This is a genomic window from Kitasatospora sp. NPDC004615, assembly GCF_042873545.1.
GTDB lineage: Bacteria > Actinomycetota > Actinomycetes > Streptomycetales > Streptomycetaceae > Kitasatospora.
In genome coordinates this window covers 28,838-41,078 of the sequence record NZ_JBIALQ010000008.1, presented here as the reverse complement: position 1 = coordinate 41,078, position 12,241 = coordinate 28,838, and the positions used below count along the sequence as shown (strand labels likewise).

Genomic DNA, 12,241 nt, shown 5'->3' with positions numbered 1-12,241 from the left:
AGGGGGCGCGGATGAACGTCCTGACCAGCAACTGGTCCACCTACTGGCACGGCTTCCTCGGCACCCTGTGGCTGACCCTGGTCAGTGCCGCGCTGGCGCTGGTGCTCGGGGTGGTCATGGCGGGCTTCCGGGTCTCGCCGGTGAAGCCGCTGCGGGCCGTTGGCACCGGGTGGGTGACGGTGCTCCGGAACACCCCGCTGACCCTGCTGTTCTTCATCGTGGTGCTGGGCCTGCCCCGGTTCCACATCACGCTGCCGTTCTTCACCTTCGCCGTGCTGGCGCTGGGCTGCTACACCTCGGCGTTCGTCTGCGAGGTGCTGCGCTCGGGCGTGAACACCGTGCCGACGGGGCAGGGTGAGGCGGCCCGCAGCCTGGGTCTGACGTTCGGTCAGACGCTGAGCCTGGTCATCATGCCGCAGGCGTACCGCTCGGTGGTCGCCCCGCTGGGCAGTGTGATGATCGCGCTGGCGAAGAACACCGCGATCGCGGGCTCGTTCAGTGTGGTCGAACTGCTCGGCACCTACCGGACCATCAACGAGCTGGGCTACAGCATCGTCTGGACCTTCGTCTGGATCGCGGTCGGCTATCTGATCATCACGCTGGCGATCAGCGCCCTGTTCAACGTACTGGAGCGACGGGTGGCGGTGTCCCGATGACGGTGGAGTCCTCCGCGCTGTACGACATCCCCGGGCCGAAGGCGCTGGCCCGGCACCGGCTGTACGGCATCCTGACGCTGCTGGTGATCGCCGCGGTGGTCGGCTGGGTGATCTGGATGCTGTTCCACACCAACCAGTTCACCCACCAGAAGTGGATGGCCTTCGAGTACAAGGGCGTCCAGGAACTGCTGCTGCGCGGCCTCGGCAACACCCTGAAGGCGTTCGGCTGGACGGTGCTGTTCGCGCTCCCGTTCGGCGCGCTGTTCGCCGCCGGACGGCTCTCCGACCACCGGGCGGTGCGCTGGGTGTCCACCCTGGTGGTGGAGTTCTTCCGGGCCATGCCGCTGCTGGTGATGATCTTCTTCATCTTCGTCGCGCTCAAGGTCGAACCGCTCTGGGCGCTGGTGGCCGGGCTCACCCTGTACAACGGCTCGGTGCTGGCCGAGGTGTTCCGGGCCGGCATCCTCGCCGTCCCCAAGGGGCAGAAGGAGGCCGCGTTCGCGCTCGGCCTGCGGAAGACCCAGGTGATGACGTACGTGCTGGTGCCGCAGGCGGTCCGGGCGATGTCGCCGACCATCGTCAGCCAGCTGGTGGTGGCGCTGAAGGACACCTCGCTGGGTTTCCTGATCACCTACGAGGAGTTCCTGCACGCCGGGAAGCTGATCGCCACCAACCTGGACTACGACCTGCCGTTCATCCCCGTGGTGATGGTGATCGCCCCGGTCTACATCGGCATGTGTCTGCTGCTGTCCTGGCTGGCCAAGTGGCTGGAGCGGCGCGCTCGGCGCAGCCCGCGCGAAGGGGCGACGCCGGTCGCCGAGGCCGGGCCGGTGCTGGACGGGCGGGGGTAGGGCCTTTTCGGACGCTGGAAAAGCGGTGGGTTCGGGTCGGGGCGGTCGGCTAGGGTCGGAAAGTCTGTGACCGAGCGCACACGAGGAGTTGCCGAATGTCCGTGCTGCCCAGCCGGCAGGGCCTGCCCGATGCCGAAGTGATCGACCGGCGGGACGGGCCGTACGGCGAGGTGGCGCTGCGGCGGCGCGGTGGGCACTACGAGATCATCGCGAACGGGTGCTTCCTGATGGACACCGCCGACGGGCGGTCCGAACGGCTGCTGATCCAGGCGGCGTTGGACTCGGTGGGTGCGGGGAGCGGATTGAGTGTGCTGATCGGTGGGCTGGGCGTCGGCTTCTCGCTGGCGTACGCCGCCGCCGAGCCGCGGTGGGGGCGGATCGCCGTGGTCGAGCGGGAGGGGGCGATCATCGACTGGCACCGGAGCGGGCCGCTCGGGGCGTTCTCCGCGGGCGCGTTGGACGATCCGCGGGTCGAGGTGGTGCACACCGATCTGGTGGCGCATCTCGGTTCCAGCGGGGAGCAGTACGACGCGCTGTGTCTCGACATCGACAACGGGCCCGACTGGACGGTCGGTGAGGAGAACGACGCGCTGTACGGCCCGGTCGGCCTGGCCAATGCCGCTGCCCGGCTGCGGGCCGGCGGCGTCCTCGCGGTGTGGAGTGCCCAGCCCTCCGCCGCTTTCGAACAGGCGCTGCGGGACGCCGGGTTCATCGATGTCCGGAGCGAGGAGATCGCCGTCGAGCGCGGGGTGCCCGACGTGGTGCACCTGGCGCGCCGGGCCGCCTGACGGGGCGCGGCCTTCACGCGGCCGAACCGCCGGATCCGGTGCGGAAGTTGTGCCCGTGACGCGTTCACAGCAGCGCTCGCGTGCGGCATGATCACCATCATGGCGGACGAGAAGACGGACCTCCTGGCGTGCCTCTGGGACGAGTTCAACGCCATGCGGTTCCCCAACGGCTGGTACGACCAGGAGCCCGAAGGCACCTGCCTGGTCACCCTGGGCGCCGTCCTCACCGGCTTCGCCGCCAGCGTCCTCGACGGGCCGTCGCTCGGCGCGCGGCACCGCGAGCACCTGCGCCGCCGGATCGTCCTGCTCGGCGAGCTGCTGCCGACCTTCGCCGTAGACGGCTACGCCTCGCGGTACTTCGTCGCGCTGTACCGGATGGCGGTGCTGACGGAGGAGATCGACCTCGAGCGGGAGGAGATCGACCTCGAGCGGGAGGAGATCGACCTCGAGCGGGGAGGCGGAGGGATTTAGCCGGCGGAGAGGGCGGCGGCCAGGACGGTGCGGAGCTGCTCCAGTTCGTGACGCCAGGCCGGGCCCTCGTCCGACTCGTCCCAGAGCTCGGCGAGTTCGGATTCCTCGCTGAGCACGCCGGCCAGTGCGTTCAGGGCGAGGCGGCGTACGTCGGGACCGAACAGGGGGAGCGGCTGGTCCGGTCCGTACGCGGTGCTGATCGGGGTGCCGCCCGGGCACTGGGCGGCGACCAGGGCGGCAGCGGCGACGATCTGGCAGCCGTCGTCGGCGTCCAGGTCGTCGAACTCGCCGACACCGCCGCCGAGTACGGCGCGGATCAGGGCCTCGCGCTGCTCCGGGGCGGCCTCGTCGAGGTCGCCCGCGAAGTCGGCGGCGGTGTCGTTGTCGAACAGACCGATGTCCCAGGCACCCATGGTGATCTCCTTCGGTAGCTGTGCGGAGATCGTCGCAGGGTGGACTGACAGGTCAGGTGTCAGACAGCGGGCAGGGTGCGGGCGAGGAGGGGGAGCAGCCGGGCCCAGTGCAGGCGGAGCGCGGCGGGATCGAAGGCGTCGGTGTCGGGCATGGTGAAGCCGTGGACGGTGCCGGGGTAGATCTCGGAGGTGTGGCGGACCCTGGCGGCATCGAGGGCGTGGTTGAGTTCGGCGAGGGCCTCGGGCGTCAGATCGCTTGCGGCGTGGCCGAGATGGACCTCGGCGGTGAGTTCGGCGAAGACCTCGGGTCCGTCGGCGGCCACCGGGGCGTGGAACGCGGCGAGGGCGGCGACCCGGTGCGGGTGGGCCGCGGCGGTGCGGACGGCCTGGAGGCCGCCGATGCAGTAGCCGGTCACGGCGACAGGGCCGGCGGCGACCTCGGGGCGGGTGGTGAGGACGCGCAGGAAGGCGTCGGCGTCGCGCAGGGCGCGTTCGCGGGTGTGCGCCGTGATCAGCGGCATCAGGTGGGTGAAGAGGTCGTGCCGGGCGTCCTCGCCGATGTACGCGGGGAGTTCGAGCACCGGGGCCGGGCCGTGGCGGTAGAAGAGGTTGGGGACGAGCACGTAGTAGCCGTGGCCGGCCAGCTCGCGGGCCAGGGCGCGCAGTGCCGGGCGGATGCCGAAGCCGTCCGGGTACATCAGTACCGCCGGGTGCGGGCCGCCCTCGGAGGGGAAGGCGGCGAGGGCGTCGGCGTGGCCGTCCGGGGTGGGGATGTGCAGCAGGTCGGTGCGGGGCTGGGCGGGCATCAAGTCTCCTGTCGTGGTTGACGGTTGGATGAGGTGTCAACTCGACGGAGGTGGGGCCCGGGCGGCGCTCAGGGGAGGGCCGGGTCGCCGATTCGTGTGTGGCGCGAGGCCGTCCCGGTCGTCATGGTCGGACAAGGTAGTCGACCGGACGGGGCGAGGCCAGCGGGCCTGGTGGGTGGCCGGGTGGCCGGGTGGGCGATGGGGTGGCCAGGTGGCGGGGTGGGCGATGGGGTGGCCGGGGAATGCGGAACGGCGAGCCCGGGGTGGGCTCGCCGTTCGTCAGGTGCGGATCAGCCGAAGGGGCTGTTGGCCGGCGGGGGCGGCGGGGACTGCGGTGCCGCCGCAGGGGCCGGCGGTGCGGAGAGACCGCCGAAGGGGTTGTAGTCGGCCGGGGGGACCTTGACCAGGCGGCCCTTGGTCGGGTCGGCCTCCTCCGGTTCCTCGGCGGCGGGGGCTGCTGCGGCGGGGGCCGCGGCTGCACCGAAGGGGTTGAAGTCCGCCGGGGGGACCTTGACCAGGCGGCCCTTGGTGGGGTCCGCCGCCTCCGGCGGGTCGGCCGGGGCCGGGACCGCCGGCGGGGCGCTGGGCCGGGGCGGGATGTTGCTCGGCGGGCCGGTGATGGTGCCGAACGGGTCGGACGGCTCGGAGGACAGGACCGTCCCGAACGGGTCGGCGGAGGCCGCGCGGGCTGGCGCCGGTGCGGCGACCGGGGCGGGCGCCGGGGTGGCGGCGGGGGCTGCCGCGGCGGGGGCCGAGGCTGCACCGAAGGGGTTGAAGTCGGCCGGGGGGACCTTGACCAGGCGTCCCTTGGTCGGGTCGGCGGCTTCGGGTTCCTCGGTGGAGGGGGTTGCCGCTGCCGGGGCGGGGGCTCCGAAGGGGTTGAAGTCGGCCGGGGGGACCTTGACCAGGCGTCCCTTGGTCGGGTCGGCGGCTTCAGGGACCGGTGCCGGTGCTGGGGTGGGGGGTGCGGTCGGGGCGCCGAAGGGGTCGGCGGCTGCGAAGGGGTCGGGTGCGCCGAAGGGGTCGGCGGCCGGGGTGGCGGGCTCCGGGGTGGAGGGGGTTGCCGCTGCGGGGGTTGGGGCTGCGCCGAAGGGGTTGAAGTCGGCCGGGGGGATCTTGACGAGGCGGCCCTTGGTGGGGTCGGCGGCTTCGGGTTCGGGTTCGGGTTCGGGTGCCGGGGTGGGGGGTGCGGTCGGGGCGCCGAAGGGGTCGGCGGCTGCGAAGGGGTCGGGTGCGCCGAAGGGGTCGGCGGCCGGGGCGGCGGGCTCCGGGGCGGCGGGGGTTGCTGCTGCGGGGGTCGGGGCTGCGCCGAAGGGGTTGAAGTCCGCCGGGGGGATCTTGACGAGGCGGCCCTTGGTGGGGTCGGCGGCTTCGGGCTCGGGTTCCGGCGTGGCCGCCGGGGCGCCGAACGGGTCGGCGGCCGGGGCGGGTTCGGGCGCGGCCGGGGCGGCGGCCTGGGCTGCCGGGGCCGGGGCGCCGAAGGGGTTGAAGTCCTCCGGGGGAACCCGGACGGTGGTGCCCTTGGCGGGCTCCTCCGGGGCGACCGGGGCCGGGGCCGGGGCACCGAACGGGTCGGCGGAGGCCAGCACCGGGGACGGCTGCTGGGCCCGCGGATCGGCGGGGGCCGGGGCGCCGAAGGGATTGAAGTCCGAGGGCGGGACCCGCACCGAGGTGCCGGACGGGGCGTCGGCCTGCTCGGGCGTCGCGACCGGAACCGGCGGGGCGACAGGCACCGACGGCGCGGCGGACTGCGCCGGAACGGCCGGGCTGTGAGCGGGAACGGCCCGGCCGACCGGCACCGGGGCCGGGGCCACGGCCACACCGTCCCAAGCGAGTTGGACCGAGCAGAGCAGGTCCGCGAAGACCGAGGTGTAGACGTCCCAGTCCTCGGTGTCGGAGGTGGTGAGCTGCACCGTCAGGACCGTCGCCCCGTCCGGCATCGGGACGAACGCCTCGACCACCGAGCTGTAAACCACGCCGCCGGGGCGCTCGTCGTGCAACTCCTTCAGCGCGGGCATCGCCCGGTTCTCCACCAGCACCGCGGCCGGGCCGGCCGGCAGCAACACCGTCCACACCTCGGAGTACGGGCGCTCGGTGGACAGTTCCACCGCCAGCTCCTGGATCGGCTGCGCGCACGGGACGGTCGACACCACCAGCGAGACCCGCGAACTGCGGCCGTTCACCAGCAGCGTCGCGACACCCGCGTAGGCGACGTTCGAGGCGGCGAACTGCTCGGACAGCAGCGCCGCCACCACGGCGAAGTCGTTGCGCTCGGCCGGGGACGCGCCGGAGAACAACTCTTCGGCGGTCTCGGTGAGATGGGCGGACAGGGCGTTGCCCGAACCGCGCACCGTCAGAGTGTGGAACGCCGGCGGGACGACAAGGCGCGCCTCGACACCCGAGCCGGTCGACAGTTCGTCAGGGGCGACCGTCACGCGAGGTTCGGCCAGGGCCGCGAGGGCCTGGGTGAAACCGGCGAGCGGCTCGGTGTCCACCGGGGTCGGCTCGGCGTGCAACCGCAGCGCGGAGACCGACACGGGGTCGGTCAGGCCGAGGGCCGAGGCGGCGAAACGCTGCGTCAGCACCGGGACGGCCTCGCGGCCGGCGTTCGCGTTCGGGCGGCGGTTGGCGGACACCTCGATCACCGTGCCCAGCTTCGGGACGGAGAGCAGGCCCGGGCCGATCTGGCTGATCCGCAGACCGAACAGGGCCTTGGCGGCCGGATGCTGAGGCCGACGGAACGCGGTGAATGCGTCGATCGGGTAGTGGGTGGCGCGGCTGCCGAGAAGTGCGGCGCATGCCGCGTCCAGCGTGGCCGTGATCCGGTCTGCGGCGGCGAAGCCTTCCTGCGTCATTCGCCGAGCCCCCTCGTTCTCGGGTGTGGACAGTTCAGCCACTTTGTATCAGACGTGGACGACGTGGGTTGAGGGGTCGTCGGGGGTGGGGTGGGTGGTGTGGGTGGGGGGTGGGTGGTTGGCGGGGTGCCTGCGGCGCGGGGTGTGGGGGATGGGGGAGGTGGCGACGTGGGTTGAGGGGTTGTCGGGGGTGGGGTGGGTGGTGTGGGTGGGGGGTGTGGGGTGAGGTGGGGTGAAGGGGCGTTGGGGGGGTGGGTGGTTGGCGGGGTGCCTGCGGCGCGGGGTGTGGGGGATGGGGAAGGTGACGACGTGGGTTGAGGGGTCGTCGGAGGGCGGCGCGGGTGGGGGCGTGGGGCGAGGTGGGTGAAGGGGCTTTGGGGGGTGGGTGGTTGGGGGTGTCTGCGGCGCGGGTGGGGAGGATGGGGGTGGTGGCGACGTGGGTTGAGGGGTCGTCGGAGGACGGGATGGTGGGCGGGGGTGTGGGGTGACGGGGGCTTGGGGGTGGGTTGAGGGATCGTCTGGGGAAAGCGACGTGGTTTGGGCGGCGGGAGTTGAGGGGGGTCAGGGGGTGGGTGGGGTGGCGAGGCGGAGGAGGGAGGGGGTGAGGGGGGTGAGGGTGGTGGTGAGGTCGCGGATGAGGCGGGCGGTGGGGCCGTCGGGGTGTTCGGTGGTGAAGAACTCGGTGAAGAGGGCGGCGAGTTCGGGGTCGCGGGTGGCGGCGACGGCGAGGGCGGCGACGAGTTCCTGGACCAGGTGGAGTTGCAGGGTTTCGGCGGGGACGGGCTTGTCGGCGAGCCAGTCGAGGGAGCTGATTTCGGCGTTGGCGATCCAGGCGCGGACGGTGCGGCGCAGGGTGGGGCTGGGGTCGGGGAGGCCGAGGTGGCGGAGGATCTGTTCCTGGGCGGCGCGCCGGACGTGGTCGATGACGGCGTCGGCGTCGGGGCTGGCGGCGACCGAGCCGCCGCGCAGCAGGGCGGTGAAGCCGGCTTCGTGGGACTGGACGAAGTCGAGGTAGCGGCCCATGACGCGGTAGAGGCGTTCGGAGAGCGGGCCGTCGGCGACTTCCTCGAAGCGTCCGGCGAGTTCGCGGCCGGCCCGGCGCAAGGCTTCCTCGTAGAGGGCCTGCTTGCCGGGGAAGTAGTGGTAGACGAGCGGGCGGGAGGCGCCGGCGGCGGCCGCGATGTCGTCGATGGAGACGTCCTCGGGGGCTCGGTCCGAGAACAACTCGAGGGCCACCGCGATGAGTTGTTCGCGGCGTTCGTCGACGGTGAGCCGCCGCCTGGGGGTTCGGGCGGGCTGCTGTTCCTCCGAGCGGGGGGCCACGGACGGCGTACGGGAAGCCATGCGGCCCACCCTAGTTCGTCGGGGTGGCGCGGGACAGCGTGGACGGGGGGCGTCGACAGGGAGGTCAGCGGCCGGTGCGCTGTTCCAGGTAGCGGCGCCAGGCCTCCCGGCCGTCGGGGACGAACTCCCAGGTGGTGAGGCGGTCGTTGAGTTCGTCCTCGGTGAGCCAGGTGTACCAGGCGACTTCCTCGGCCTGCGGGTCGACCGGGCCGTCCCATTCGGCCTCGTGGACGTCGGACCACCAGCTGAACCGCTCGCCGTCGGTGTAGCGGAAGCGGAACAGCGGGCGGGTGCGGATGCCGGTGACGCCGAGTTCTTCCTCGGCCTCGCGGACGGCGGCGTCCAGGTAGCTCTCGCCGGCGCCGACCACGCCGCCGACGAAGCAGTCGTGTGCGCCGGGGGCGAACGCCTTGGTGTCGGTGCGGCGGTGGGTGAAGATCCGGCCCTGCGGGTCGCGGACCAGTACGAAGACGCAGCGGTGCAGCAGGTTGTCGCGGTAGACCTCGGAGCGGGGTGCGGTGCGCAGCACCCGGTCGTGTTCGTCGACCACGTCGACGATTTCGTCCAGCGGACCGGAGCTGGGGGAGGGAGTGGTCATGCCCGCCATTCTGGCCCCAGGGAGGCAGTATCACCCGAAAGAGTTGGTATACGGAGTGCGGGAGTTGGGCAATTCAGTTGGCGGAGCGTCAGTTACCGCTGGCTGGAGGAGTGTTGAGGAGCCGTGTTGTTGTTCTGTCCGTCGCTGCCGCCTTGTTGGGGCTCGGCACGGCGCTGCCCGTCGCGGCCGCGTCGGCGCCCGCCGCCGTCCGCTCGGGGCTGGACTGCACCACCTGGGTACACGAGAACGACCCGCTGACCGGAGGAGTGCTCTGCACCAACAACACGGGCGCGCCGATCGCCTTCCACGCGGACATCGTGTGCGGTCTCGCGCCGGACGTCTCGGGCACCTCGGTGACGGCCCAGCCCGGCCAGACCCAGGAGTCGGCGGGCCACTGCGCCTTCTACTCCTCCGGGATCGGTCACATCGGCTGGACGGTGGAGTAGCCGATGGAGTAGGGGAAAGCCGGCTGCTGATGGGCCCCGCCGCAGGTCACTGGGGGCGGTGTCTAAGGTGGGCGGGTGGAGATCCAGGGGTTCACGGCGGACGGGTTCGAGCCGGTCAGGGCGGCCTTCGAGGGCAACTTCCGGCAGTACGGGGAGTTGGGTGCGGCGTTCGCGCTGTACCTGGACGGCCGGAAGGTGGTCGACCTGTGGGGCGGTGACGCGCGTCCGGAGGTGGGTGCGAGGCCCGCGCCGGCGGTGCGGTGGGAGGCCGGTAGCGCGCAGGTGCTGCGGTCGGTCACCAAGGGGCTGACGGCTGCCTCCGCGCTGCTTCTGGCGCAGCGCGGGCTGCTCGACCTGGACGCCCCGGTGTCCGCTTACTGGCCGGAGTTCAAGCAGGCAGGGAAGGAGCGGATCCCGGTGCGCTGGCTGCTGTCGCACCAGGCCGGGCTGCCCGCGCTGGACGTGCCGCTGCGGATCGAGGACGTGCTGGCGTGGGATCCGGCCGCGGCGGCCGTCGCCGCGCAGGCGCCGGCCTGGGAGCCGGGCACCGCGCACGGCTACCACCCGCTGACGTTCGGCTGGTTGGTGGGCGAGGTGGTGCGGCGGGCCGGTGGCCGCAGTGTCGGCCGGTACTTCGCGGAGGAGATCGCCGCCCCGCTCGGCCTGGACCTGTGGATCGGCCTGCCCGCCACCGAGTCCGGCCGGGTTGGGCGGCTGGTCGACCTGCCCGTGCGGGAGGAGGCCAAGGCCGGGCCGGGCGGGATGCGGATACGCCCCAAGCAGTCGGTGGTGGACGCCTACCGGGACCCGCGCTCGCTGACCGCTCGTTCGTTCGGCTCGGTGCGCAGCAGCGTGGACCTGGACGACCCGGCGGTGCAGGCCGTGGAGGTGCCGGGCGCGGGCGGTATCGGTACCGCCCGGTCGCTGGCCCGGTTCTACGCGTCGCTGATCGGCGCCGCCGACCGGGCGGATGCGCCCGGGCAGCGGCTGCCCGCGCTGTTCGAGCCGGCCACCCTGGCCGAGGCGGCGGGGCCCTCGGTGCAGGGGCCGGACCAGGTGCTGATCGTCAACACCACGTTCGGCCAGGGCTTCTTCCGGCACAGCGGCAGCTCGCCGATGGCGTCCCCGGCGAGCTTCGGGCACCCGGGCCGCGGCGGTTCGCTGGGCTTCGCCGACCCGGAGCTGGGCATCGGCTTCGGCTACGTCACCAACGGCATGCAGCCGGGCGTCACCGGGGACATCCGCTCGCGGGCGCTGATCACGGCCGTCCGGCAGTGCCTGGAGGGCCGGGGCTGAGCGGGCGCCGGTTGGGCGGTCAGGCCTGGCCGGTCTCGAAGCGGCTGACCCGGCCGTCGGGGGAGACGGTGAACCGCCAGGCGGTGCGCATCTCGCCCCAGGTGTCGTTGCGGTAATCGGCGACCAGGGCGCGGCCGTTGGACTTCTCGGTCTGCACCTCGATGTGGCCGTGCGAGGAGAAGATCTCCCGGTCCGCCCAGTCCGCCAGGTCGCGGTCGGCGCCGTCGTCGGACATCGTGGCGTCGTCGGTGAGGGCGGCGAAGAAGGCGTCCCGGTTGCCCGAGTTGACGGCGCCGAGCAGGCGGCGCACGGCCGGGTCGGAGAGCTTGTCGACGGCGATGGTCATGAGGGTTCACTCCTTGACGATGGGATCAGGCCCGACGGGTCGGACATTGACCCGACGTGACCACGCCGGGCGGTCGTCCGCCAGCCTTTCTGGGCCGGTCGGAGCCGGGGTGCCACCGCTGCGGGCACGCTTCGGAGCCGGGCGCGTGGCGCGGGCCGGGGCCGTGGGAGTGGTGTGATGTGATGTCCGGATGGGCGGGTTCGCGCCGCGGATCGGGGAGGCTTACGGTGATCCGTTAGCGGGTGGTCACCAAAGCTGCTCCCACCACCAGGCGATCTCGGGGTAGGGCGGCGGGGTGAGCCGGCCGTCGGCGGGGCGTTCGGCGCGTTCGGCGACCGGGGCGACGCCCGGTACGTGCGTGGTGTAGCGGGCGGAGGTGAGTCCCCACTCCAGGTTTCCGCTCACCAGGTTGGACAACTGCTCGATGTAGCGGCGCAGTTCGGGCCCGGCGCGGCGGGAGGTGCGGTCCGCCAGGCGGAGGAACAGGCACATGGTGCGGTCGTGCAGGGCGGCGGCCTCGATCAGGGCCTGGTCCCGTTTGCAGCCCATATGTCGTTCCAGGGGGTGGACGATGTTGCTGTCCAAGTCTCCCTGGCTGTCCTCGCGGCTGTACGAGTAGACGTCCGCGGAGATCAGCACCAGGAACTTGGCGGCTTCGGTGAGTGCGTGCACCCGCGGCGAGTCCAGCTGGGACTGCGGGACGGCGGTGCGCTCGCAGACCTCGATGATCTCGATGCAGGAGCGGCTGCCGCGGTCCAGCGGGCCGATCGTCAGGTACTCGGACATGGACATCGTCCGCCCCTGGGAGCGGTAGGCCGCGACGGTGGCGGCGCCCATGAAGGACTCCAACTGGCTGTCCGCCCAACGCTTCACGGCGACCGCGGGGGCCCAGTCCCGGGCCCGGCGGAACACGTCGCGCACCGAAGCGACGTAGATGTCCGATTCCTCCGGGTGGGAGGGCGTCGAGTTGATAACCGCCAGTAATGTGGCTGCTATCGTGAGTACACGGGAAGGGTCCCGGCTCAGTCTGCCGGTGTCCCACTCGTCGTCGAGCATGAGCATGCTGCATAACCACTGCGAGACCAGTTCCAGCCCCGTGATGCCCTCGGCGTCCTTGGCGATCCGGCAGACGAACTCGTGTGCACCGATGGCCAGAAGGCGGCGGCGGCGTTCCGCGTCCCCCGTGAATCCCATTGCGTCGAGCCAGAGTTCGGTGGTCTTGCCGACCTCCTCGTGCGCGGGATGCAGGGCCGAGGGGATGGGGCAGAAGAGCGGGGGTATGGCAGCCAACGTTTCTCCAGAGCGGCCTGATGTGCTGGTGCGTCAAGTCGGTCGGGCTTGCGCCCGGCGTCGGTCTTCCCTCGCCGGGAT

The 12,241-nt window shown here is 72.4% G+C and carries 13 protein-coding genes; 6 read left to right on the top strand and 7 right to left on the bottom strand.

The genetic code is table 11. The features are described 5' to 3' along the window. Nucleotides 1–11 precede the first annotated feature (11 nt). The 4 genes from ACFYS8_RS26320 to ACFYS8_RS26305 all read left to right on the top strand — a co-directional run bounded on the left by ACFYS8_RS26320 (nt 12) and on the right by ACFYS8_RS26305 (nt 2,766). Complete coding sequence (locus ACFYS8_RS26320) at nt 12–656, top strand: amino acid ABC transporter permease (RefSeq protein ID WP_387645121.1); 645 nt, start codon at nt 12–14, stop codon at nt 654–656. Then, nucleotides 653–1,507, top strand: coding sequence for an amino acid ABC transporter permease (locus ACFYS8_RS26315; protein ID WP_387645118.1), 855 nt, complete (start codon nt 653–655; stop codon nt 1,505–1,507). Before ACFYS8_RS26320 ends, ACFYS8_RS26315 begins: the two co-directional genes overlap by 4 nt. A 95-nt stretch (nt 1,508–1,602) precedes the next feature. Then, nucleotides 1,603–2,295 (top strand): spermidine synthase, encoded by a 693-nt coding sequence (locus ACFYS8_RS26310; RefSeq protein ID WP_387645115.1) that lies wholly within the window; start codon nt 1,603–1,605, stop codon nt 2,293–2,295. A 99-nt stretch (nt 2,296–2,394) separates the two neighbouring features. Then, on the top strand, nt 2,395–2,766 hold the full coding sequence (locus tag ACFYS8_RS26305) for a hypothetical protein (RefSeq protein WP_387645112.1): 372 nt from the start codon (nt 2,395–2,397) through the stop codon (nt 2,764–2,766). Here ACFYS8_RS26305 and ACFYS8_RS26300 read toward each other — a convergent pair. The 5 genes from ACFYS8_RS26300 to ACFYS8_RS26280 form a co-directional block, all read right to left on the bottom strand. Further along, nucleotides 2,763–3,179 carry a DUF4259 domain-containing protein gene (locus ACFYS8_RS26300; protein ID WP_387645109.1) on the bottom strand — a complete coding sequence of 139 codons (417 nt, stop codon included), beginning with the start codon at nt 3,177–3,179 and terminating at the stop codon, nt 2,763–2,765. The two genes, ACFYS8_RS26305 and ACFYS8_RS26300, sit on opposite strands and share 4 nt — an antisense overlap. Nucleotides 3,180–3,238: 59 nt before the next feature. Further along, a complete protein-coding gene (locus ACFYS8_RS26295) occupies nt 3,239–3,985 on the bottom strand; it encodes a dienelactone hydrolase family protein (protein WP_387645106.1) in 747 nt (248 codons plus the stop codon). 290 nt (nt 3,986–4,275) lie between these two features. Then, nucleotides 4,276–6,840 carry a hypothetical protein gene (locus ACFYS8_RS26290; protein WP_387645104.1) on the bottom strand — a complete coding sequence of 855 codons (2,565 nt, stop codon included), beginning with the start codon at nt 6,838–6,840 and terminating at the stop codon, nt 4,276–4,278. A gap of 561 nt (nt 6,841–7,401) precedes the next feature. Continuing rightward, entirely contained in the window at nt 7,402–8,184 is a 783-nt protein-coding gene (locus ACFYS8_RS26285) for a TetR/AcrR family transcriptional regulator (RefSeq protein ID WP_387645101.1), read from the bottom strand. A 64-nt stretch (nt 8,185–8,248) separates the two neighbouring features. Then, nucleotides 8,249–8,782, bottom strand: a complete 534-nt coding sequence (locus ACFYS8_RS26280; protein WP_387645098.1) for an NUDIX hydrolase — start codon at nt 8,780–8,782, stop codon at nt 8,249–8,251. A gap of 113 nt (nt 8,783–8,895) precedes the next feature. Here ACFYS8_RS26280 and ACFYS8_RS26275 point away from each other — a divergent pair, with 113 nt between their 5' ends. Together ACFYS8_RS26275 and ACFYS8_RS26270 are read left to right on the top strand one after the other, a co-directional pair. Continuing rightward, the gene (locus tag ACFYS8_RS26275) at nt 8,896–9,228 is read left to right on the top strand and encodes a hypothetical protein (protein ID WP_387645096.1); all 333 of its coding nucleotides are present in this window, start codon (nt 8,896–8,898) and stop codon (nt 9,226–9,228) included. Between the two features lie 75 nt (nt 9,229–9,303). Further along, complete coding sequence (locus tag ACFYS8_RS26270) at nt 9,304–10,524, top strand: serine hydrolase domain-containing protein (protein ID WP_387645093.1); 1,221 nt, start codon at nt 9,304–9,306, stop codon at nt 10,522–10,524. Between the two features lie 19 nt (nt 10,525–10,543). Here ACFYS8_RS26270 and ACFYS8_RS26265 read toward each other — a convergent pair whose 3' ends face one another. Both ACFYS8_RS26265 and ACFYS8_RS26260 read right to left on the bottom strand, forming a co-directional pair. After that, nucleotides 10,544–10,870: a nuclear transport factor 2 family protein gene (locus tag ACFYS8_RS26265; protein WP_387645091.1), complete on the bottom strand. Its 327-nt coding sequence runs from the start codon at nt 10,868–10,870 to the stop codon at nt 10,544–10,546. Nucleotides 10,871–11,116: 246 nt separating this feature from the next. Then, on the bottom strand, nt 11,117–12,160 hold the full coding sequence (locus tag ACFYS8_RS26260) for a hypothetical protein (protein ID WP_387645089.1): 1,044 nt from the start codon (nt 12,158–12,160) through the stop codon (nt 11,117–11,119). Between the last annotated feature and the right edge of the window lie 81 nt (nt 12,161–12,241).